24 protein-coding genes and 1 other annotated feature are annotated in these 20363 nt (G+C 54.9%); of the genes, 15 read left to right on the top strand and 9 right to left on the bottom strand.

Annotation, left to right across the window (positions count from 1 at the left end; genetic code table 11):
• From astE to hutH, 4 genes are all read left to right on the top strand, one after another.
• Entirely contained in the window at positions 1 to 966 is a 966-nt protein-coding gene (gene astE, locus EL098_RS13075) for a succinylglutamate desuccinylase (protein WP_126356628.1), read from the top strand.
• Between the two features lie 333 nt (positions 967 to 1299).
• On the top strand, positions 1300 to 1785 hold the full coding sequence (gene spy, locus EL098_RS13070) for an ATP-independent periplasmic protein-refolding chaperone Spy (protein WP_126356626.1): 486 nt from the start codon (positions 1300 to 1302) through the stop codon (positions 1783 to 1785).
• A 368-nt stretch (positions 1786 to 2153) separates the two neighbouring features.
• On the top strand, positions 2154 to 2699 hold the full coding sequence (gene ves / locus EL098_RS13065; protein ID WP_126356624.1) for an environmental stress-induced protein Ves: 546 nt from the start codon (positions 2154 to 2156) through the stop codon (positions 2697 to 2699).
• Positions 2700 to 2961: 262 nt separating this feature from the next.
• Positions 2962 to 4506 (top strand): histidine ammonia-lyase, encoded by a 1545-nt coding sequence (gene hutH, locus EL098_RS13060; RefSeq protein ID WP_126356623.1) that lies wholly within the window; start codon positions 2962 to 2964, stop codon positions 4504 to 4506.
• Positions 4507 to 4536: 30 nt separating this feature from the next.
• Here the strand turns inward: hutH and cho are convergent, their stop codons facing one another.
• The 3 genes from cho to nadE form a co-directional block, all read right to left on the bottom strand.
• Positions 4537 to 5400: an excinuclease Cho gene (gene cho, locus EL098_RS13055; RefSeq protein ID WP_126356621.1), complete on the bottom strand. Its 864-nt coding sequence runs from the start codon at positions 5398 to 5400 to the stop codon at positions 4537 to 4539.
• Between the two features lie 64 nt (positions 5401 to 5464).
• Positions 5465 to 6355, bottom strand: coding sequence for an aromatic amino acid DMT transporter YddG (yddG, locus tag EL098_RS13050; protein WP_126356619.1), 891 nt, complete (start codon positions 6353 to 6355; stop codon positions 5465 to 5467).
• A 66-nt stretch (positions 6356 to 6421) separates the two neighbouring features.
• A complete protein-coding gene (gene nadE, locus EL098_RS13045; RefSeq protein WP_126356617.1) occupies positions 6422 to 7249 on the bottom strand; it encodes an ammonia-dependent NAD(+) synthetase in 828 nt (275 codons plus the stop codon).
• Positions 7250 to 7516: 267 nt separating this feature from the next.
• Between nadE and osmE the strand changes: the two genes are divergently transcribed.
• Both osmE and cedA read left to right on the top strand, forming a co-directional pair.
• Complete coding sequence (gene osmE / locus EL098_RS13040; protein WP_126356615.1) at positions 7517 to 7858, top strand: osmotically-inducible lipoprotein OsmE; 342 nt, start codon at positions 7517 to 7519, stop codon at positions 7856 to 7858.
• A 146-nt stretch (positions 7859 to 8004) separates the two neighbouring features.
• On the top strand, positions 8005 to 8241 hold the full coding sequence (cedA, locus tag EL098_RS13035) for a cell division activator CedA (RefSeq protein WP_126356613.1): 237 nt from the start codon (positions 8005 to 8007) through the stop codon (positions 8239 to 8241).
• A 45-nt stretch (positions 8242 to 8286) separates the two neighbouring features.
• Here the strand turns inward: cedA and EL098_RS13030 are convergent, their stop codons facing one another.
• From EL098_RS13030 to hxpB, 3 genes are all read right to left on the bottom strand, one after another.
• Positions 8287 to 9678, bottom strand: a complete 1392-nt coding sequence (locus EL098_RS13030) for an L-cystine transporter (protein ID WP_126356611.1) — start codon at positions 9676 to 9678, stop codon at positions 8287 to 8289.
• 132 nt (positions 9679 to 9810) lie between these two features.
• Positions 9811 to 10401 (bottom strand): metal-dependent hydrolase, encoded by a 591-nt coding sequence (locus tag EL098_RS13025; protein WP_126356609.1) that lies wholly within the window; start codon positions 10399 to 10401, stop codon positions 9811 to 9813.
• A gap of 121 nt (positions 10402 to 10522) precedes the next feature.
• Positions 10523 to 11191: a hexitol phosphatase HxpB gene (gene hxpB, locus EL098_RS13020; protein WP_126356607.1), complete on the bottom strand. Its 669-nt coding sequence runs from the start codon at positions 11189 to 11191 to the stop codon at positions 10523 to 10525.
• A gap of 168 nt (positions 11192 to 11359) precedes the next feature.
• On the opposite strand from hxpB, the gene EL098_RS13015 reads away from it, so the two are divergent.
• A complete protein-coding gene (locus EL098_RS13015) occupies positions 11360 to 11896 on the top strand; it encodes a YniB family protein (protein WP_126356605.1) in 537 nt (178 codons plus the stop codon).
• A 34-nt stretch (positions 11897 to 11930) separates the two neighbouring features.
• On the opposite strand, the gene EL098_RS13010 is transcribed toward EL098_RS13015, so the two are convergent.
• The 3 genes from EL098_RS13010 to pfkB all read right to left on the bottom strand — a co-directional run bounded on the left by EL098_RS13010 (position 11931) and on the right by pfkB (position 14211).
• On the bottom strand, positions 11931 to 12791 hold the full coding sequence (locus EL098_RS13010) for a fructosamine kinase family protein (protein ID WP_126356603.1): 861 nt from the start codon (positions 12789 to 12791) through the stop codon (positions 11931 to 11933).
• A 106-nt stretch (positions 12792 to 12897) separates the two neighbouring features.
• On the bottom strand, positions 12898 to 13182 hold the full coding sequence (ghoS, locus tag EL098_RS13005; protein WP_126356601.1) for a type V toxin-antitoxin system endoribonuclease antitoxin GhoS: 285 nt from the start codon (positions 13180 to 13182) through the stop codon (positions 12898 to 12900).
• Positions 13183 to 13281: 99 nt separating this feature from the next.
• On the bottom strand, positions 13282 to 14211 hold the full coding sequence (gene pfkB / locus EL098_RS13000) for a 6-phosphofructokinase II (protein WP_126356599.1): 930 nt from the start codon (positions 14209 to 14211) through the stop codon (positions 13282 to 13284).
• Positions 14212 to 14501: 290 nt separating this feature from the next.
• Between pfkB and EL098_RS12995 the strand changes: the two genes are divergently transcribed.
• From EL098_RS12995 to pheS, 8 genes are all read left to right on the top strand, one after another.
• Entirely contained in the window at positions 14502 to 15260 is a 759-nt protein-coding gene (locus tag EL098_RS12995; RefSeq protein ID WP_126356597.1) for a DUF481 domain-containing protein, read from the top strand.
• A gap of 123 nt (positions 15261 to 15383) precedes the next feature.
• Positions 15384 to 15638 (top strand): hypothetical protein, encoded by a 255-nt coding sequence (locus EL098_RS12990; protein ID WP_126356595.1) that lies wholly within the window; start codon positions 15384 to 15386, stop codon positions 15636 to 15638.
• 257 nt (positions 15639 to 15895) lie between these two features.
• On the top strand, positions 15896 to 17824 hold the full coding sequence (thrS, locus tag EL098_RS12985; protein WP_126356593.1) for a threonine--tRNA ligase: 1929 nt from the start codon (positions 15896 to 15898) through the stop codon (positions 17822 to 17824).
• 3 nt (positions 17825 to 17827) lie between these two features.
• Positions 17828 to 18370 (top strand): translation initiation factor IF-3, encoded by a 543-nt coding sequence (infC, locus tag EL098_RS12980; protein ID WP_071704088.1) that lies wholly within the window; start codon positions 17828 to 17830, stop codon positions 18368 to 18370.
• A 91-nt stretch (positions 18371 to 18461) separates the two neighbouring features.
• On the top strand, positions 18462 to 18659 hold the full coding sequence (gene rpmI, locus EL098_RS12975) for a 50S ribosomal protein L35 (RefSeq protein ID WP_006118955.1): 198 nt from the start codon (positions 18462 to 18464) through the stop codon (positions 18657 to 18659).
• A gap of 46 nt (positions 18660 to 18705) precedes the next feature.
• Positions 18706 to 19062: a 50S ribosomal protein L20 gene (gene rplT, locus EL098_RS12970; RefSeq protein ID WP_000124850.1), complete on the top strand. Its 357-nt coding sequence runs from the start codon at positions 18706 to 18708 to the stop codon at positions 19060 to 19062.
• Between the two features lie 118 nt (positions 19063 to 19180).
• Positions 19181 to 19304: a sequence feature (Phe leader region), on the top strand.
• On the top strand, positions 19186 to 19230 hold the full coding sequence (pheM, locus tag EL098_RS23215; RefSeq protein ID WP_106120997.1) for a pheST operon leader peptide PheM: 45 nt from the start codon (positions 19186 to 19188) through the stop codon (positions 19228 to 19230). (Overlaps the previous feature by 45 nt.)
• Positions 19305 to 19366: 62 nt before the next feature.
• On the top strand, positions 19367 to 20350 hold the full coding sequence (pheS, locus tag EL098_RS12965) for a phenylalanine--tRNA ligase subunit alpha (RefSeq protein WP_039302257.1): 984 nt from the start codon (positions 19367 to 19369) through the stop codon (positions 20348 to 20350).
• Positions 20351 to 20363: the final 13 nt, after the last annotated feature.

Genomic DNA, 20363 nt, shown 5'->3' with positions numbered 1-20363 from the left:
ATGATGGATTTTCTGGCGCAGACGCTGGCCGGCAAGGCGCCTGAACAAATTTCCGGAAAGAATGAACGCCTGAGCTGGCGCTGGTGGGATGAAGGTATTCTGACCCTGACGCCGCACGAGGTGACGGGGAAGGCGCTGGTGATCTCGGCCGGGATCCACGGCAACGAAACGGCCCCGGTGGAGATCCTTAGCCAGTTGACCAATCGGCTGATCGCGGGGCAACTGCCGCTGCAGTGGCGTACGATGATTATTTTCGGCAACCCGGCGGCTCTGCGGGTAGATAAACGATATACCCACAGTGACATGAACCGCATGTTTGGCGGGCGCTGGCAGCAGTTCCCTGAAAGCGTGGAGACCCAGCGGGCGGCAAGGCTTGAACACGCGCTGGAGCAGTTCTGGTCGCGAAGTGAAGAGCAAACCCGCTGGCACCTCGACATGCACACGGCTATCCGCAGCTCTTACCATCCGAGGTTTGGCGTACTGCCGTCCAGGCCGCTGCCTTATAGCGAGGCGTTTTTAACGTGGTTGGGCTGCGCCGGGCTGCAGGCGCTGGTGTTCCATCAAAAACCAGGCGGAACCTTTAGCCACTTCAGCAGCGAGCATTTCGGCGCGCTGAGCTGCACGCTGGAGCTGGGGAAGGCGCAGCCGTTTGGCCAGAACGATCTAAGCCAGTTTGCGATAACCCAGGAGGCGATATCGGCCTTGTTAAGCGGCTCAGAAGCGCCTGCAACAGAAGCCGAGCCGCTACGTTATCGTGTGGCACAGCAAATCACCCGGCAGTCAGAAAACTTTGTGCTGCATATGTCCCGGCAGACACAGAATTTTACCGCCTTTCCTCGTGGGACCCTGCTGGCTGAGGATGGTGACAGGCGCTATGTCGTTGCCGGGGATAAAGAGTACGTCTTATTCCCTAATCCGGATGTTGCGCTGGGGCTACGGGCGGGCCTGATGCTGGAGGAAATTTAAATGGTGAGCAGCTCATAATAATTGAGCTGCTTAATCATTTCGTCACGTGAATTTATTTACAGATAATTCCTGGAGGCAGGGTTTATTCGGCGATTTGATTGCTGTACACTCTCCATATTGCCTTTATAATCATCGTGTTGTTATATTTACTTGCACTCTTTCCTGCCTTAATCCTTATTTTCTTCATAATTGATGCATTCTTGTTTTATACCCTTTCAATGCTTTACCAATGCCACGGTCACCTTGACGATAAGGCTCGTAAACTTATTCTCGTCAACACGACATCGCCGGTTAAGCGAGTCGTCAATGTAATGAAAAGAGAAGGTTAAAATTATGCGTAAATTAACTGCACTGTTCGTCGCTTCCACTCTGGCTCTGGGCGCCGCTAACCTGGCTCACGCAGCAGATGCTGCCCCGGCTGCTGATGCAAAAACCGATGCGCCGATGATGCACCATAAAATGATGCGCGGCCCGATGCATGAGATGATGTTTAAAGACCTGAACCTGACCGATGCGCAGAAACAGCAAATCAAAGAGATCATGAAAGAACAGCGCGGCAAGATGGAGCGTCCGTCCGTTGACGAACGCCGCGCGATGCACGATCTGATCGCCAGCGACAGCTTCGACCAGGCTAAAGCTCAGGCGCAGGTAGATAAAATGGCGGAGCAGGGCAAAGCGCGCATGCTGGCGCACCTGCAAACCCAGAACAAGATCTACAACATCCTGACGCCGGATCAGAAAAAACAGTTTAATGCGAATTTTGAGAAGCGTCTGACAGAACGTCCAGCGCATGAAGGTAAAATGCCAGCAGCTCAGTAAGCCTGAGCGACTCAATTAAGACCGCCGGTCTTGTTCACAATAGCGACGTACGCTGTGAACAGGATCGGCGGTTTTCTCGTTTTATCACCTTCCGCTCCCAGCTCACGCAGGCTGTCGCCCGGTTTTGAGGGCCAGAGATTGACTCTGCTTCCAGAGAAACACTCGCTAACTCATCGTCACAAAAATCGAACCAGGACTACAGCAACCGCCAGAGCCTGCCGATAACTTTGGCGCCGGGCGAAGATCCGGTGCACAAAATAGCGAGTCGACGAGCGGGCTGCTGAGAACGGAAACCCCGTCCTGCGTGCCACTCAATTTATAGAGCAATGGCAAGATCGTGCGGGTGCCGCACGTCCACAGGAGCGGGGATGGAATTCTTTGACATAAGAAAGGTGCCGGTCAACCTCTGGCGCAACGGCGCCGGCGAAACGCGTGAAATATGCTGCTTCCCGCCAGCCACCAGAGATTTTAACTGGCGTGCCAGCATCGCCTCTTTAGCCCACAACGGCGAGTTTCCCGTCTTCCCACAGGTTGATCGGGTAATGACGCTGCTGGAGGGAAGTGAAGTGGTGCTTGATGCCGGAGAGGCATTTCGGCACACGCTTAAGCGCTATCAGCCCTTTGCCTTTGCCGGCGAGCAGCCGGTTAAAGCGGAGCTGACCCGCGGGATGTCGATGGATTTTAACGTGATGACGCATCGTGACCGCTGCCGGGCGCTGGTGCGCGTGGCGGACAGAACTTTTACCACCTTTGGCACCCGAGGCGGGGTGGTGTATGTCCTGAGCGGCGAGTGGCAGCTGGAAGATAAGCTGCTGTCAGCTGACCAGGGCGCCTGGTGGCAAGAGGGCAGCCATACGCTGCGGCTGTTAAAAAATCAGGGGCAGCTGCTGTTCAGCGAAATCACCTATTTGTAATCGGACGCCCGGCGTTCGCACCGGGCGATAATTTTTATTGCTGCTGATTTCCATCAGAACGTGCTGCTCAGGCGCTGTTTCGCTCTTCACCTCCCTTTCCAGAAAATGTTTTCCAGCATCCCGTGCTGGATAAATTTCACAAGCGCGATCCTGCTCACCGTTCGATAAAAAAGTCCTATGACCCGCTGGCGGAATATTTGGTTTATTAGTTAAGTTGTATATACAAATATAGACAAAACCACGATGCAAACAGGATGCTGACATGTCAACGCAAAAGAAGCTATGCAGTCTTACTCCAGGTGCCGTTTCACTGGCTACTCTGCGCGAAATCTATCACGGCAACGTGCTGCTAAGGCTTGACCCCGGCGCGGTCGCCGCCGTTGAGCGCGCGTTGGGTACCGTAGAGGCCATCGTTGCCCACGGGGATGTTGTGTATGGCATTAACACCGGCTTTGGCAAGCTGGCGCAGACCACCATCGCAACCCATCACCTCGCCGAGCTCCAGCGTAATCTGGTGCTCTCCCACAGCGTCGGGCTTGGAGAAGCGCTGCCTGATGACGTCGTCCGGCTGGTGATGGCCAGCAAAATTATCAGCCTGTCGCGCGGGCATTCTGGCGTTCGGCTGCTGGTGATCGACAGCCTTATTGCGCTGTTTAACGCGGGCGTGATGCCGGTTATTCCTGAGAAAGGTTCCGTGGGCGCCTCCGGCGATCTGGCTCCGCTGGCGCATTTGTCGCTGATGCTGCTGGGCGAGGGTAACGTAAGGGTTAACGGCGAGCTGATTCCCGCCGTCGAAGGACTGAAGCTGGCGGGCGTTGAGCCGCTGGTGCTGGGGCCAAAAGAGGGTCTGGCGCTGCTGAACGGAACTCAGGTTTCTACGGCACTTGCGCTGCGAGGGCTGTTTGAGGGTGAGAAAGTGTTTGCGGCCGGACTGGTGGCAGGCGCGCTGTCGCTTGAGGCCATCAAAGGCTCCGTGAAGCCATTTGACGCCCGAATCCATCAGGCTCGCGGTCAGGCTGGCCAGATTGATGTGGCGGCGGCGGTGACTGAGCTCCTTAACGGAAGCAACATTGTGGATTCCCATGCGCATTGCGGCCGAGTCCAGGACCCGTATTCTATCCGCTGCGTACCCCAGGTGATGGGCGCCTGCCTCGATAACCTGCGCCACGCCGCTCGCGTACTGCAGATTGAAGCCAACGCGGCCTCGGACAACCCGCTGGTGTTCAGCGATACCGGAGAGGTGATTTCCGGCGGCAACTTCCACGCCGAGCCGGTGGCCTTTGCGGCCGATATTATCGCGCTGGCGGTGGCGGAAATCGGGGCTATTTCAGAGCGTCGTCTGGCGCTGCTGCTGGACACAGGGCTTTCTGGTCTGCCGCCGTTCCTGGTGAAAGAGGGCGGGATTAACTCCGGTTTTATGATTGCGCAGGTAACGGCGGCGGCGCTGGCCTCCGAGAACAAATCTTTGGCCCATCCGGGCAGCGTCGACAGCCTGCCAACGTCCGCTAATCAGGAAGACCATGTTTCCATGGCAACCTATGCGGCGCGCCGTCTGGGTTCGATGTGCTTTAACACCGCTGCGGTTGTTGGCATTGAGGCGATGGCGGCGGCTCAGGGCATTGAGTTCCACAGGCCGCTGGAAAGTTCTCCGCTGCTTGAAAAAGTTTTCGCGGATATTCGCGAGCGCGTGGCGTTTTTGGAAAAGGATCGCCTGCTGGCGCCGGATATTGAGCAAATGCGCCTTTGGGGCTGCAGCAACGGCTGGCCGGAGGTTATTTTAAAGCTTCTGCCATCTTCGGCGGCTTGAGCCTTGCTGACTCCTCTCTTCGAGGGGAGTCTACTCCAGCTCAATCAGCTCATATTCCCCGCTCAGCATCAGCTTACAGAGAATTTTGTAGCCATCGTTATCAAAGCCGTCCGGCGGCCGGCGGCGCTCTTTTGCCTCCTCAAGCCGCTGCACGGATCCAAGATAAAACCAGTGATCGATAAGGTGGTACTGAGTTATCTCCGGGCTGCGTTCAACGATGGCAACCGCATTTTTCCACGGCCAGCAAATCAGGCGAACCTGTTCGAGCGCGGTGACCAGGCGAGCGTGATGTTCAGCGTGCGTCTCTTTGCCGCAGCAGGCCCCGGCGCAGCGATTAAGCGCCGAGCGGAAGCAGGCCCTGCCTTTGCTCAACGGCTCCAGGCCGAGCAGGCCGTAGCAGAGCCGATGTTCATCCGCCAGCCCCTGCAGCGTTTGCAGCGCGGCGCGACGGTTGGCATACAGGCCATACAGGCCTGGCTGGCTTGAGAAATCGACCTCTTTGGCGTACACCACTCTTGGCGTTTCTCCCTGCAGATGCAGGGAGCAGAGCTGGCGATTGCGGCGAAGGCGCTTGTTGAACAGCGGCTGCTGCTCTTTGATCATTTGCGCTTCAAGCAGCAGCGCGCCTAGCTCTCCGGCGGTGCGAATAAACGTAATGCGGCGGGACTGTCTTAAAAGCGCTGCCTCGTCGGGCGTACGGAAATGGGACATGACGCGGGTGCGAATATTGACGCTTTTGCCGATATACAGCGGCATGACGTCGCCTTCACCGTGAAAAACGTAAACCCCAGGCCCTTTGGGTAACCCTTCAAGCCACTGCCTGAGATGTTCGGGATATTCATAGACCGCCGAGGCTTCAAACTCCAGCCGCGACGCGCTTGCTCGCCTTACCACATCTGACTCCTGTACTGTTTATTTGCACAGTATAGCAGCTGGCAAAGCAGAGAGGAAACCACCGTTAACCGTAGCGTCGCGTGGCCAGCCAGCAGAGCAGGGAGCCGCCCACCACCATCAGCACGCCCTGCCAGAAGGCAAAGCCCGGATGCAGGCCCAGCCACAGCGTGGCGAGCAGAGCCGATAAGACCGGCGTGAAGTAGGAGGCCGTGGCGAGCAGCGTCATATTTCCCCGCTGAATACCAAAGTTCCAGGCGGAATAGGCCACGGCGGTTGAGATCCCCATAAACAGCAGCTGCGCGGTGCCCGAAAGGGTGAAGTGCAGCGTCTGCGGCTCGACAAAGGCGAACTTAATCCACAGCGCCAGCGCAGTGGCGCAGAAGAAGAGGCTGACGCCGCTTTTACCTTCGCTCCAGCGTCGGGTCAGGTTGCAGTAAAGCGCCCAGACTATTGCGGCGGTGAAAGCCAGGCCATAGGCCAGCGGGTTGTCGAGAATGTTTTGCCCCATGGCGAGCGGTGACCAGTCGCCGTTGCCTTTCATCACTTGAACAATGCCCGCAAGTGAAAGCGCCAGCCCCGGCCACAGCCATAGGCTGCTGCGCTGGCCGTTGATAAATAAAGCAAAAAATACGGTCAGGCAGGGCCAGAGATAGTTGATCATCCCCAGCTCAAGCGACTGGGCACGGCTGTGCGCGAGCCCGATTGAAAGCGCCAGGCTTATCTCGTAGCCCACAAAAAGCAGGCCACCCACCCACAGATAGCGGGGAGGAAGTTCACGTATTTTAGGCAGGCCGCGGGCGATGCAAAGGGACAACGCGCTGACGGTGTAGAGCAATGCGGCTCCGCCAACCGCGCCAAAATGCTCGCTGATGCTGCGCAGCAGGCCGACGGAGGTGCTCCAGAGCAGGATTGCGATAAGGCCGATAAGCGTGGCGCGTTGCGAAGTGGTGTCCATGTCTATCCTGTAAAAAAGGCGGCAATGTGCCGCCCGGATCGTTCGCTTCAGCGAAGCGGTTTAAGACTATTTTTTCCAGAAATCGTCAAATACGGTAATCGGCGGACGGCGCTTGTGCTCCGTCTTCAGATACCAGCCTTCGATAATCTTCGCGGTTTCTGCCGGGACGGTTTTGCCCTCCAGGTAATCGTCGATTTGCTCGTAGGTCACGCCCAGCGCCGCTTCATCTGGCAGAGAAGGGCGATCGTCCTCGAGGTCGGCGGTCGGTGCCTTCAGGTAAAGATGTTCCGGGCAGCCCAAGGTTTTCAGCAGCTGTTTTCCCTGACGCTTATTAAGACGGAAGATTGGGTTAATGTCGGTGCCGCCGTCCCCGTATTTGGTGAAGAAGCCGGTAACGGCTTCAGCCGCATGGTCGGTGCCAACAACGACGCCTTTGGTCATTCCGGCGATGCTGTACTGCGCTTTCATACGCTCGCGGGCTTTTTCATTGCCGCGAACAAAATCGCTCAGTTCGATACCCGTTTCACGCAGAGCCTGCTCGCTGGCGAGTACGGCACCTTTAATATTCACCGTTAAAACGCGGTCTGGCCGGATAAACTCGATGGCGTCCTGGCAGTCCTGCTCATCGGCCTGCACGCCAAACGGCAGGCGCACGGCGATAAACTGATAGCCTTCATCGCCGCTTTCTTCACGCAGCTCGCTGATGGCCAGCTGGCACAGTTTGCCCGTCAGGGTGGAGTCCTGGCCACCGCTGATGCCCAGAACCAGAGATTTAATAAACGGGTATGTTTTAAGATACGCTTTGAGGAAATCGACGCTAACGCGGATTTCTCCGGCGGCGTCTACCTGCGGCTTAACGCCCAGTGCCTGAATAATCTCTTGTTGCAGAGCCATTTAACTCCTCCGGTAACCATCAGCCTGCAGCGCGCAGGCGGCAAAATGTCATTGCCTTAAAACTTACCCTGTTGTGGTTAAAACGACAAGGCTCAAAGGCTTACCGGGCCGACGGGCGGTGACTTTTCCGGCAAACCAGTGGGTTATCTTATGGATACTCTCTTTGTCCGAATTTCAACGCATTTGGGGTAACAAGTTGAAAAATGTTCTTTTATATTCCAGGCTTATCTAACACGCAGGACAACACATTCATTAATGAGGAAGAATATGAATACTAAATTTGCAGGTTTTTTAGGCGCGGCGGCCGTGATGACAATGCTGGCAGGGTGTACGGCTTACGATCGTACTAAAGATCTGGTCACCGAGCCGGTAGTGAAAGATGTGAAAAAAGGCATGACCCGCGCCCAGGTTCAGCAGATTGCCGGTAAACCTTCTTCAGAAGTGACGATGATCCACGCCAAGGGCACCTGCCAGACCTATATTCTGGGCCAGCGTAACGGCAAAGCAGAAACCTATTTTGTGGCGCTGGATGACGCAGGGCGCGTAATGAACTCCGGCTACCAGACCTGTGCCGAATACGACACCGACCCGCAGGCTCCTAAAGCCTAATCCTCACGCACGGTAGAGCCCGGCTGCAGTTTCTGCCGCCGGGTTTATTTGCCTTCGGCGCAGGCCGAGAAGAAGGGCGACGAATACGGGGCAAATCCGCTATCATAGTGACGTTGTTCACTAATCCAGTTTAAATCCCGTTGCCTATGAAACCACTACGTCAACCGAATACCCGCCCGATCATTACTTACAAGCCTCGCGTTGAGCCCGCGCCGCCCGCGCATGCCTGGCGTGTGGACGGGTTTAAAGATGTCTACCTGCTGCGCGGGCAGTATGTAGCTTTTGTCTTGTTGGGTGATGCCTTCCGCCAGTCCCCGCCGTTTACCCTACCGGAGTCGGCGCAGCGTTGGGCAAAACAGGTACGTCAGGAAAACGAAGTATAAAAAAAGGCCGCTAATGAAAGCGGCCTTTTTGTTTTTCAGTTCAGATTAACGGTGGGCTAATTCCACTTCATCGTCGCTGTTCAGAATCTCTTTGTCGGTCTGCTTCATCAGCTGGCTGGTAATGGTCCCGGCGGTCATCGACCCGCTGACGTTCAGTGCAGTACGGCCCATATCAATCAGCGGCTCAACGGAGATCAGCAGCGCGACCAGCGTCACCGGCAGCCCCATGGCCGGCAGCACGATAAGCGCGGCGAAGGTTGCGCCACCGCCCACGCCCGCAACACCCGCAGAGCTAACGGTAACAATACCCACCAGCGTCGCAATCCAGACCGGATCGAGCGGGTTGATTCCCACGGTCGGAGCCACCATCACCGCCAGCATGGCCGGGTAGAGGCCTGCACAGCCGTTCTGGCCGATGGTTGCGCCGAAGGAAGCGGAGAAGCTGGCAATCGATTCAGGCACGCCCAGACGGCGGGTTTGCGCTTCAACGTTCAGCGGAATGCTTGCTGCGCTGGAGCGGCTGGTAAAGGCGAAGGTCAGCACCGGCCAGACTTTACGGAAGTATTTCACCGGGCTAACGCCGTTGAACGCCAGCAGAACAGCGTGGACGCCAAACATAATCGCCAGACCCAGGTAGGACGCTACGACGAAGCTGCCCAGCTTGATGATGTCCTGCAGGTTTGAGCCGGCAACCACTTTGGTCATCAGGGCCAGCACGCCGTACGGCGTCAGCTGCATAACCAGGCGCACCAGCTTCATCACCCAGCTTTGCAGGGTGTCGATGGCTACAAGGACGCGCTCGCCTTTCGGCGCGTCGTCTTTCAGCAGCTTCAGCGCGGCAACGCCCAGGAAAGCGGCGAAAATCACCACGCTAATGATAGACGTTGGGTTGGCGCCGGTCAGATCGGCAAACGGGTTCTTCGGCACGAAGGAGAGGATCAGCTGCGGTACGGTCAGGTCCGCGACTTTACCAATATAGCTGGATTGAATCGCCGCCAGACGCGCGTTCTCGGCGTTGCCCTGAACCAGACCCTCTGCGGTCAGGCCGAACAGGTTGGTGACCAGTACCCCGACCAGCGCGGCAATCAGCGTGGTAAACAGCAGCGTTCCGATGGAAAGGACGCTGATTTTCCCCAGCGATGAGGCGTTATGCAGTTTAGCCACGGCGCTCAGAATTGAGGCGAAGACCAGCGGCATAACAATCATCTGCAGAAGCTGCACATAGCCGTTTCCGACCACATTAAACCACTGAATGGAATCTTTCAGCACCGCACTGTCGGAACCATAAATCGTGTGCAGCGCGAGGCCAAAGATGACGCCCAGCACAAGACCCGCCAGCACTTTTTTGGCGAGGCTCCATTGTTTGTGGCGAGTTTGCGCCAGCAGCAATAGCAATACGACGAACACCAGGATGTTCGCTACCAGTGGAAAATTCATCCCCATATCTCCTGATTTATTGTCACGCGGCAGCGCATGGGCTGCCGTTATGTTGCAAAGCGTAACAGATGGCGGAGCGTTGCCTTATATTCAAAAGGAATTGATTATTACTAAATGGATATTTTGGGCGAATTAATGCCCAGACTGGTGAGTTATAAAGCTATTAAAGGTGGTTTGCAGCGAATTTATCATCTGCGAAGACCAGCGCACTGCACCGTTTTCGGGCAGGCTTTGGGGCATCCACACCGCCAGGCCGAACAGCGCCATGCACAACGCTCGCTCAAGTTGATTGCCTTTTTGTGGCCGGACAACGGGAAAGCGGAAGCGCCAGCGGCACGGCCACAGCAAAGGAACCCCGGCGGGCGTCAGCATGTCGGCGAGAATGTGGCTCAGGTAGCCCAGCACCAGGCCCTGCAGCGCATCTGCCGGGATCACCCAGCTTTCCGGCACCTTGAGGTAAAACAGCGCCAGTCCGGCAAACACCGCAAACAGGCTATGGGTGAAGCCCCGGTGGCCGCACATCCTCGCCACGGGTTTTGAGATCCAGCTTAGCCGCTGACCCAGGAAAGATTTGGGATGATCAATATCCGGCAGCAGGCAGGTCAGAATGGCGGACGGCACAATGTGCCACCAGTCGCCCTGGGCAAGGACGGGCGTCAGTTCGGCGTTTTTGGCAAAAACTGCGCAGGCAATAGAAAAGAGCAGGTGGCCTTCCGCCGTCATGATACAACCCAAATAAAGAAACTGTCGATTCATCCAGTATAGGGTTTTTGTACAGTGTTCGGAAGTGGTGACGGTGTAACATTTTGTCAGGAGAGTGGGCGACCCGGGCCGCCCGCCAGGCTTAGCCTTTCAGGCTTGCCTCTGTGAGCTCAACCAAAGAAGGGAGTTTTATGTCTGCGAGACACCAGCGCGGGTCCGCAAAGTTCTCAGCAGCCGGCACGACGATGGAGCGCATACGCGCGGCTTTGGTTGCAATCATGCCGTTGACCGAGTCTTCCAGCGTCACGCAGCAAAGCGGATCGACCCCCAGCTTTGCCGCCGCATCCAGGTAAACCTGAGGATGTGGTTTGCTGTAAGGCAGGTGCTCGGCAGAGGCGATGGCGTCGAAGTACTGGCGCAGGTCGAACATCTCAAGGACTTTTTCCAGCATGTGCAGCGGGGACGCTGAGGCAAGGCCAACCTTCAGGCCCAGCTCCTTGCAAAGTTTTACCGCTTCGACAACGCCCGGCAACAGGGGGCGCTCTTCTGCAACCAGGGTAATGGCACGCTCAATCACACGCGCGGTCACCTCATCGCGTGACGGCCCCGTCCAGGGCTGGCGCGAATACCAAAGTTCGACCACCAGGTCGATACGCAGGCCCAGGGTATCGGGCAGTTCGTTGCGACGAGTAATATCGACGCCGATGCTTTCCAGCACGCCCAGCTCCGCACGATCCCAAAGCGGCTCGGAATCAATAAGTAGCCCATCCATATCAAAAATTGCCGCGAGGATCTGGCGCGTTTCGGCCATAAAATGACTCCTTCCTGTTCGTCTAAAAGAAATGTTTGTGTATCTTTAGCCGGAAACTCAGCCCGAAGCTACCGCTTTTGCGAAATTAGCCCGCAAAGCTCAGGCGAAATAGCGCCATACAGGGTAGACTTTGAGCGTATACCGTTACGTCCTAATTAAGGGGAGTGCATGACGTATCAACAAGCTGGACGCATTGCGATTTTAAAGCGCGTGGCAGGCTGGGTGCTTTTTATCCCGGCGCTGCTGTCGACGGTGATTTCGGTTCTGAAGTTTATGTATCAGCACAGTGAAAAACAGCCGGGCATTGACGCCGTGATGATGGATTTTGCTCACGTGATGATCGAGATGATGCGGTTTAACACGCCGTTTCTGAATTTTTTCTGGTACAACTCGCCCCAGCCGGACTTTCACGGCCAGGTAAATCTCTTTTTCTGGGTTGTCTACGCCTTAATCTTCATCGGACTGGCGCTGCAGGACTCCGGGGCCCGCATGAGCCGTCAGGCCAAATTCCTGCGTGAGGGCGTGCAGGATCAGCTGATCCTTGAGCAGGCAAAAGGGCCTGAAGGACTCAGCAAGGCACAGCTAGACGCCAAAGTGGTTGTGCCTCACCACACTATTTTGCTGCAGATTTTCCCCCTCTATATCCTGCCGGTGATTATCATCGTAGTGGGCTATTTCTTCTTTAAGCTGCTCGGTTTTTTATAAGATAACGGGCCACTCCAGCCGGAGTGGCTCACGTTCATGCCGCTAACACCCGCTCCAGCGCTTTTTGCGCGGTGACCAGATGCTGCCCGCCAAACAGAATGGCCCGGTTAAGCAGGGTATAAAGCTGGTAGATAGGTTGACGTTCGAGGAAGCCCGAAGGCAGCGGTGAAACGGACTGATAGCCGTCGTAGATTTGCGGGGGCTGATCGCCGTGCAGCGGCAGCATCGCCAGGTCACATTCACGGTCGCCCCAGTAGCAGGCCGGGTCGTAAATAAATGGCCCGTCTGGCCCCAGCGCACAGTTGCCCGACCACAGGTCTCCGTGCAGCAGCGAGGGCTGCGGCTGGTGGGAAGCCAGTGCCTGCTGAACAAAATCAACAATCAGATCGATATCGCCGTAGTCGATGCCTTTTTCCGCCGCCATTTCCAGCTGCCAGCCAATACGCTGCTCGGCGAAGAAGGTTGACCAGCGACGCTGCCAGGCATTGGGCTGGGGGGTAGTGGAGAGGTCGTTGTCAAAATCGAGGCCGAACTGTGGCTGGTCGCTCCACTGGTGAAGCCGTGCCAGCTGCTGGCCGAGAAGAAAGGCGTTATGGGCGTCAAGTGGCCGGGCTGGCAGGTATTCCAGCAGCAAAAAACTGTAATCCCTGTCGCCGCCTAACGCCCAGACCTTGGGCACCCTGACGGTTTTACTGCGCGACAGCAGCTCCAGCTGGTCCGCCTCGGCGGTGAAGATGGGCAGCATCTCCCGCTGATCGCATTTGACGAAGATCTCGTGGCCCGCATAACGGATATGCCAGGCCGCGTGAATTTCCCCTCCAGGCAGCTCCCTGCGTTGCTCGATATCTGCTTCGCCCAGCTGCTCGCTTAATAAATGACGGATGGCTTGCCACATGACTTTTCTCCCCAGGTTTGCTGGTAGACACTGCAATCAATAGCTTATCGCCGTTTGCCGGTCAAAAACACGCGCTGACGCACAACCCCGGCCTCTGCATCAGACCTTATGGCTTTTGTTGCTGCCAGATTTCCCAGCGGGTGACGTCCACGTCAGGTTCTTTTCCCAGCGCCACGTTGCCCAGTCCCCTGGCCAGCGCTTCCACTTCATGCTCATCCAGCGTGCTGACGAGCCCGAAGCTGCCAGGGCCCAGTTCGTGGATCTTTCCCTCTTCATCGGTAAGGGTCAGCGAGAAACCGCCCCGGGTGAGCTGGTTGTTAAGCTCGTTGATATCGGCAAGGCTGCGCTCCTCAAAGTGCACCGTTATCACATAGCGTTCAATATCACTCATAGTCACCCCTTTGTTATGCTGAAAGTTTTAGCATAGTTCATGCTGTCGTGATGGCGATGTTTGCGATCTGCGACAGCCCGTTAATGGTGAAACGAAAAGTTAGCCTCGCAGCCAGGCGTAGATCTTCTGCGTATTTTCAAGCGAGCAGAGGCGTGTGCCTTTGTTCAGGGTAGCGGCGCTGCCGGCGGCTACGCCATAGCGGACGATATCCAGCAGCGGTGCGTTTTCAGCAAGTTTCAGCGTCATGGCGCCGACCATACTGTCCCCCGCACCCACGGTACTTTGGCTTTTAACCGGCGGCGGCACGACGTGTACGCAATCATGGGCATCCACCGCCAGCGCGCCCTGTGGCCCGAGGGAAACGACAACACGTTTTGCCTGACCGCTGTCCACAAGCTGCTGAGCGGCGGCGCGCACATCGTCCGGCTGGGTAAGTTCCCGCTGCATCAGAGCGCTGAGCTCTTTTTGATTCGGCTTCACCAGCTCAAGATTGCCTGACTTCAGCGCGGCGGCCAGCGCCTCGCCGGAGCTGTCAATAATGCAGCGAATCCCCTTTTCCTGCGCGGCGTTGATCAGCTGGCAAAGCTTTGCCACGGCAACGCCCGGCGGCAAACTTCCGCTGATGACCAGAATATCGCCGGGAGGGATGGCGAGGACTTTTTGTGCGAGCTGATGGAATTCTTCATCAGACAGCGCCGCGCCGGGCATAACAAACCGGTATTGCTCGCCGGTGGATTCGGTGTGGACGTGCAGGTTTTGACGGGTCCAGTCTTTTGTCTCCACGGTATCGGCGGTGACCCGCTCTTCAATCAGCAGCTCCCGCAAATGATGGCCTGTGGCACCGCCGACAGGGAATATTGCCGTGGCGTGGCCGCCTAAATGGGCGATGGCGCGGGCTACGTTGATGCCGCCGCCGCCGGGTTCAAATACGGGAGAACTGCAGCGTAGTTTCCCTTCGGGATAAATCTGCTCCGTGACGGTGGCGCTGTCGAGGGAAGGGGCGAGGGTGAGTGTATAGATAGCGGTCATGTCTCCTCCTTTTTGGCTATTGTCCTAAAGCGTAGCACCGAAGCGGCGGCTTGAAAGTTAATTAAAATCATGATTTATCAAATGATTATCTTAAAACCACAATCTTCGTATCCTTATGAAAATAAAGATGTTTTAAGAGCCTTCTTATACAAAAAATGAAACAAGAATCCATTGCTATGTTATTGCGGAGTTTTTATAATTTGTAACCTTTCCGGGGCGCTTAAGATTTGATCCCGAGGAAAGATTCCGGAACCTTGATGGTTTCTTTTTTGTGTTGTGCGGATTAATAAATGAAGCTTTTAAAGACAGTACCGGTCGCGGTTTTACTCACCGGTGGAGCGTTCTTTAGCCACTTTGCAGTGGCAGATGACTCAGTATTTACTGTCATGGATGACCCGACTACCGCGAAGAAACCCTTCGAAGGTAATCTGAATGCAGGCTATCTTGCGCAGGCAGGCAATACCAAAAGTTCCAACCTGACGGCTAACACCAATATGACCTGGTACAATACGGCTACCGCCTGGTCAATTTGGGGCAACGCCAGTAATACCTCCTCCAACGACGTGCGCTCTTCTGAGAAATACTCAGCGGGCGGGCGTGGTCGTTATAATATGACAGATTATGACTACGTTTTTGGTCAGGCAAGCTGGTTAACTGACAGGTACAATGGCTACCATGCGCGTGATGTTTTCACCGCGGGTTATGGTCGCCAGCTGCTGAACGGTCCGGTGCACAGCCTGCGTGTGGAATTCGGTCCTGGCGTGCGTTATGACGAATTTGTCGACGGCGGTAATGAGACTCAGGCGCTGGGCTATGCGTCTGCGACTTATAACTGGCAGTTGACCGATAATGCGAAGTTTATCCAGGGCGTATCCGTGCTGGGTAGCGATGACACTACGGTTAACTCCGAAACCGCACTGGACGTGGCTATCAGCGAGCACTTTGGCCTGAAAGTCGGCTACAACGTGACCTGGAACTCCGATCCGCCATCTTCTGCACCCAACCATACCGACAGACGTACGCAAATTACGCTCGGGTATAAGATGTAAGACTAAGAAGCCGGATAATCTCCGGCTTTATTTTTTTCCGCATCACCTCTCTTCGTTTTTTCCTATCTTTTTGAGAAGCAAAACCGCCTGGCAAAACGCCGTCTGCCCCGAGAATAATCAGGCATGACTATCTATCGTGTACGAGTGGGGTTTCATAACCCTTCAGCCCTGACCTTCAGGCAGCTTGATGAAATTCTGGAGCCGCAGCGATTCTGGCGTACCGAATCAGGCGGCGGAACCTTTCGCTATTTCATGGAATACGAATATGAGTCGGAATTAAGAGACCTGTGTGCGGTATGCGAGCTGGCATATTCGCAGGCATGCAGGGTAAAGAAATGTCCGCTGGTGCTGGTGGAGGAGAAGGGCAAAGCCGCATAGCAGGGGTTGAAAAATGCGGATCATGGCCTTATTTATCAAGCCAGATCCTCGCCGCGGGGATGTATTCCCCTTTTCGTTAGTGTTACCATCGTCACATCAGATGAAATGGCAGCAATGCCATTTTTCATTTGTGTACCAGACTGCGTACCAATTCGGCGATTGTTGGTCAAATGGTTACGCAACTAACTGTTCTAAATTCAATTTCTCTACTGTATGTGATCTTTCGTGTGGGTCACCACTGCAGATAAGGACTTAACATGCCTGTTATTACTCTTCCTGATGGCAGCCAACGCCATTACGACAAACCCGTCAGCCCAATGGATGTTGCGCTGGATATCGGTCCAGGTCTCGCTAAAGCGTGTATCGCCGGTCGCGTAGACGGTGAACTGGTTGATGCTTCCGATATTATCGAAAACGATGCGAAGCTCGCCATCATCACCGCTAAAGACGAAGCTGGCCTGGAGATCCTCCGCCACTCCTGTGCTCACCTGCTCGGCCATGCCATCAAGCAGCTGTGGCCGCACACCAAAATGGCGATTGGCCCGGTTATCGACAACGGGTTCTACTACGACGTCGATCTGGACCACACCCTGACGCAGGAAGATCTTGAGCTGCTCGAAAAGCGTATGCACGAGCTGGCCGAGAAAGATTACGACGTTATCAAGAAGAAGGTGAGCTGGCAGGAAGCGCGTGAGACTTTCGTCAACCGCGGTGAGAGCTATAAAGTCGCAATTCTTGATGAAAACATCAGCCATGATGACAAACCAGGTTTGTATCATCATGAAGAGTACGTGGATATGTGCCGCGGACCGCACGTGCCAAACATGCGCTTCTGCCACCACTTTAAGCTGCAGAAAACCTCCGGCGCCTACTGGCGCGGCGACAGCAACAATAAGATGCTGCAGCGTATCTACGGCACCGCCTGGGCAGACAAAAAGCAGCTGAATGCTTATCTGCAGCGCCTGGAAGAGGCCTCCAAGCGTGACCACCGTAAAATCGGCAAACAGCTCGACCTGTACCATATGCAGGAAGAGGCGCCGGGTATGGTGTTCTGGCACAACGATGGCTGGACTATCTTCCGCGAGCTGGAAGTGTTTGTGCGCTCCAAGCTGAAAGAGTACCAGTACCAGGAAGTAAAAGGTCCATTCATGATGGACCGCGTGCTGTGGGAAAAAACCGGCCACTGGGACAACTACAAGGATGCGATGTTCACCACCTCTTCCGAGAACCGTGAATACTGCATCAAGCCGATGAACTGCCCGGGCCACGTGCAGATCTTCAACCAGGGTCTGAAATCCTACCGCGACCTGCCGCTGCGTATGGCCGAGTTCGGTAGCTGCCACCGTAACGAGCCGTCAGGCGCGCTGCATGGCCTGATGCGCGTACGCGGTTTTACTCAGGACGATGCCCACGTCTTCTGTACTGAAGACCAGGTTCGCGATGAAGTAAACAGCTGTATTCGGATGGTGTACGACATGTACAGCACCTTCGGTTTTGAAAAAATCGTGGTGAAACTGTCTACTCGTCCTGAAAAGCGCATTGGTAGCGACGAAATGTGGGATCGCGCGGAAGCGGATCTGGCCGTTGCGCTGCAGGAAAATAATATCCCGTTTGACTATCAGCCGGGTGAGGGTGCATTCTACGGCCCTAAAATTGAGTTCACGCTGTATGACTGCCTCGATCGTGCATGGCAGTGCGGTACCGTTCAGCTTGACTTCTCACTGCCGAGCCGTTTAAACGCCTCCTATATTGGCGAAAATAACGAGCGTTTGGTGCCGGTAATGATTCACCGCGCCATTTTAGGCTCAATGGAACGCTTTATCGGGATTCTGACTGAGGAGTTTGCCGGGTTCTTCCCAACATGGCTCGCTCCGGTACAGGCTGTGGTGATGAATATCACCGATGGCCAGGCAGAATACGTTAACGAATTGACTCGTAAACTCCAAAATGCGGGCATTCGCGTAAAAGCAGACTTGAGAAATGAGAAGATAGGCTTTAAAATCCGTGAACACACGTTACGTCGTGTCCCTTATATGCTGGTTTGTGGCGATAAAGAGGTCGAAGCAGGCAAAGTTGCCGTTCGTACCCGCCGCGGCAAAGACCTGGGGAGCATGGACGTCAACGAATTGATTGAAAAGCTGCAGCAAGAGATTCGCAGCCGCAATCTTCATCAACTGGAGGAATAAAGTATTAAAGGCGGAAAAAGAGTTCAACCGGCGCGTCCTAATCGCATTAACAGAGAGATTCGTGCCACTGAGGTTCGTCTGACCGGTATTGATGGCGAGCAGATTGGTATTGTCAGTCTGAATGAAGCTTTGGAAAAAGCCGAAGAGGCCGGGGTTGATTTAGTTGAAATCAGTCCTAACGCCGAACCGCCTGTTTGCCGCATCATGGACTACGGCAAGTTCCTCTACGAAAAAAGCAAATCTTCTAAGGAACAGAAGAAGAAGCAAAAAGTTATTCAGGTTAAGGAAATTAAATTCCGACCTGGTACCGATGATGGCGACTATCAGGTAAAACTCCGCAGCCTGGTTCGCTTTCTGGAAGAAGGAGATAAAGCTAAGATCACGCTGCGTTTCCGCGGTCGTGAGATGGCTCACCAACAGATTGGTATGGAAGTGCTTAACCGCGTCCGTGACGATCTGAGTGAACTGGCAGTGGTCGAATCCTTCCCTACGAAGATCGAAGGCCGCCAGATGATCATGGTGCTTGCTCCGAAGAAGAAACAGTAAGGCCATCAAGTAACATGCCGCGGGGCTTCGGCTTCGCGGATTTTGTTCGCCTACTGGTTCGTTTTATTAACAATGCGAAGTGGAAATTGAAATGCCAAAGATCAAAACAGTACGCGGCGCCGCTAAGCGCTTCAAAAAGACTGCTTCTGGCGGTTTTAAGCGCAAGCACGCTAACCTGCGTCACATTCTGACTAAAAAGTCTACCAAACGTAAACGTCATCTGCGTCCGAAAGGCATGGTCTCCAAAGGGGATCTGGGCCTGGTAGTCGCGTGCCTGCCGTACGCATAAGTAAACTTTTTTTAATTAATTCAGAATATAGAAACAGGAGAGCTAAATGGCTCGCGTAAAACGTGGTGTAATCGCACGTGCTCGTCACAAAAAAATCCTCAAACAAGCTAAAGGCTACTATGGTGCGCGTTCTCGCGTATACCGCGTTGCCTTCCAGGCTGTTATCAAAGCTGGTCAGTACGCTTACCGCGACCGTCGTCAACGTAAACGTCAGTTCCGCCAGCTGTGGATTGCACGTATCAACGCTGCAGCTCGTCAGAACGGTATCTCTTACAGCAAATTCATCAACGGCCTGAAAAAAGCCTCTGTTGAAATCGACCGTAAGATCCTGGCTGACATCGCCGTATTCGACAAAGTGGCATTCACTGCCCTGGTTGAAAAAGCGAAAGCAGCTCTGGCATAAGCCAGTTATAAGAGGGAGCTTGCTCCCTCTTTTAATTCCTAACACAATCAAATTATTGACTTTCAACGCCGTAGCTCGTTCAATAGCCAAAGCGAAACTCGTCAAAATAAGGTAACTGCAAGCATGAATGCTGCTATTTTCCGCTTCTTTTTTTACTTTAGCGCCTGACTCAGGGGGCTTTGCGCGTAAGAAAAGAAACGAAAAACAGCGCCGAAAGCCTCCTGTCCGGAGGCTTTTTTTTTTGCGTTATGTTTTCGAATCAGACCAACCACCCCGGCAGTTATGCCGGCATAAGAGGAATACCATGCCACATCTCGCAGAGCTGGTTGCCAGTGCCAAAGCAGCCATAAACGATGCCCAGGATGTTGCCGCGTTAGATAACGTACGCGTCGAATATTTAGGGAAGAAGGGGCACCTGACCCTCCAGATGACCACCCTGCGTGAACTGCCTCCGGAAGAGCGTCCGGCTGCGGGCGCGGTGATTAACGAAGCCAAGGAGCAGGTTCAGGAAGCCCTGAACGCCCGTAAAGCTGACCTGGAAAGCGCTGCGCTGAACGAGCGTCTGGCCGCGGAGACTATCGATGTTTCTCTGCCTGGCCGTCGTATTGAAAACGGTGGCCTGCATCCGGTTACTCGTACCATTGACCGCATCGAAAGCTTCTTCGGCGAGCTGGGCTTTACCGTGGCGACCGGGCCTGAAATCGAAGATGACTACCATAACTTCGATGCGTTGAATATTCCCGGACACCATCCGGCGCGTGCTGACCACGATACCTTCTGGTTCGACGCAACCCGCCTGCTGCGCACCCAGACTTCCGGCGTGCAGATCCGCACCATGAAAGACAAGCAGCCGCCGATTCGCATTATCGCGCCGGGCCGCGTCTATCGTAACGATTACGATCAGACCCACACCCCGATGTTCCACCAGATGGAAGGCCTGATCGTTGATACCAATATCAACTTCACCAACCTGAAGGGGACGCTGCATGACTTCCTGAATAACTTCTTTGAAGAAGACCTGCAGATTCGCTTCCGTCCGTCCTACTTCCCGTTCACCGAGCCCTCTGCGGAAGTCGACGTGATGGGCAAAAACGGCAAGTGGCTGGAAGTGCTGGGCTGCGGCATGGTGCACCCGAACGTATTGCGCAACGTCGGCATTGATCCGGAAGTCTATTCCGGCTTCGCCTTCGGTATGGGCATGGAGCGTCTGACCATGCTGCGTTACGGCGTGACCGATCTGCGTGCATTCTTCGAAAATGATTTACGTTTCCTCAAACAGTTCAAATAAAGGCGGGATATCC

Origin of the sequence: Cedecea lapagei (assembly GCF_900635955.1) — a bacterium.
Lineage (GTDB): Bacteria > Pseudomonadota > Gammaproteobacteria > Enterobacterales > Enterobacteriaceae > Cedecea > Cedecea lapagei.
This window is presented reverse-complemented; position numbering and strand designations above follow the sequence as displayed.

Bases quoted from the DNA above. Each gene is read 5' to 3' on its own strand.
- astE (WP_126356628.1), top strand. From the start codon at position 1: ATGATGGATTTTCTGGCGCAGACGCTGGCCGGCAAGGCGCCTGAACAA.
- spy (WP_126356626.1), top strand. From the start codon at position 1,300: ATGCGTAAATTAACTGCACTGTTCGTCGCTTCCACTCTGGCTCTGGGC.
- ves (WP_126356624.1), top strand. From the start codon at position 2,154: ATGGAATTCTTTGACATAAGAAAGGTGCCGGTCAACCTCTGGCGCAAC.
- hutH (WP_126356623.1), top strand. From the start codon at position 2,962: ATGTCAACGCAAAAGAAGCTATGCAGTCTTACTCCAGGTGCCGTTTCA.
- yddG (WP_126356619.1), bottom strand. From the start codon at position 6,355: ATGGACACCACTTCGCAACGCGCCACGCTTATCGGCCTTATCGCAATC.
- nadE (WP_126356617.1), bottom strand. From the start codon at position 7,249: ATGGCTCTGCAACAAGAGATTATTCAGGCACTGGGCGTTAAGCCGCAG.
- osmE (WP_126356615.1), top strand. From the start codon at position 7,517: ATGAATACTAAATTTGCAGGTTTTTTAGGCGCGGCGGCCGTGATGACA.
- cedA (WP_126356613.1), top strand. From the start codon at position 8,005: ATGAAACCACTACGTCAACCGAATACCCGCCCGATCATTACTTACAAG.
- EL098_RS13030 (WP_126356611.1), bottom strand. From the start codon at position 9,678: ATGAATTTTCCACTGGTAGCGAACATCCTGGTGTTCGTCGTATTGCTA.
- EL098_RS13025 (WP_126356609.1), bottom strand. From the start codon at position 10,401: ATGACGGCGGAAGGCCACCTGCTCTTTTCTATTGCCTGCGCAGTTTTT.
- hxpB (WP_126356607.1), bottom strand. From the start codon at position 11,191: ATGGCCGAAACGCGCCAGATCCTCGCGGCAATTTTTGATATGGATGGG.
- EL098_RS13015 (WP_126356605.1), top strand. From the start codon at position 11,360: ATGACGTATCAACAAGCTGGACGCATTGCGATTTTAAAGCGCGTGGCA.
- EL098_RS13010 (WP_126356603.1), bottom strand. From the start codon at position 12,791: ATGTGGCAAGCCATCCGTCATTTATTAAGCGAGCAGCTGGGCGAAGCA.
- ghoS (WP_126356601.1), bottom strand. From the start codon at position 13,182: ATGAGTGATATTGAACGCTATGTGATAACGGTGCACTTTGAGGAGCGC.
- pfkB (WP_126356599.1), bottom strand. From the start codon at position 14,211: ATGACCGCTATCTATACACTCACCCTCGCCCCTTCCCTCGACAGCGCC.
- EL098_RS12995 (WP_126356597.1), top strand. From the start codon at position 14,502: ATGAAGCTTTTAAAGACAGTACCGGTCGCGGTTTTACTCACCGGTGGA.
- EL098_RS12990 (WP_126356595.1), top strand. From the start codon at position 15,384: ATGACTATCTATCGTGTACGAGTGGGGTTTCATAACCCTTCAGCCCTG.
- thrS (WP_126356593.1), top strand. From the start codon at position 15,896: ATGCCTGTTATTACTCTTCCTGATGGCAGCCAACGCCATTACGACAAA.
- rpmI (WP_006118955.1), top strand. From the start codon at position 18,462: ATGCCAAAGATCAAAACAGTACGCGGCGCCGCTAAGCGCTTCAAAAAG.
- rplT (WP_000124850.1), top strand. From the start codon at position 18,706: ATGGCTCGCGTAAAACGTGGTGTAATCGCACGTGCTCGTCACAAAAAA.
- pheS (WP_039302257.1), top strand. From the start codon at position 19,367: ATGCCACATCTCGCAGAGCTGGTTGCCAGTGCCAAAGCAGCCATAAAC.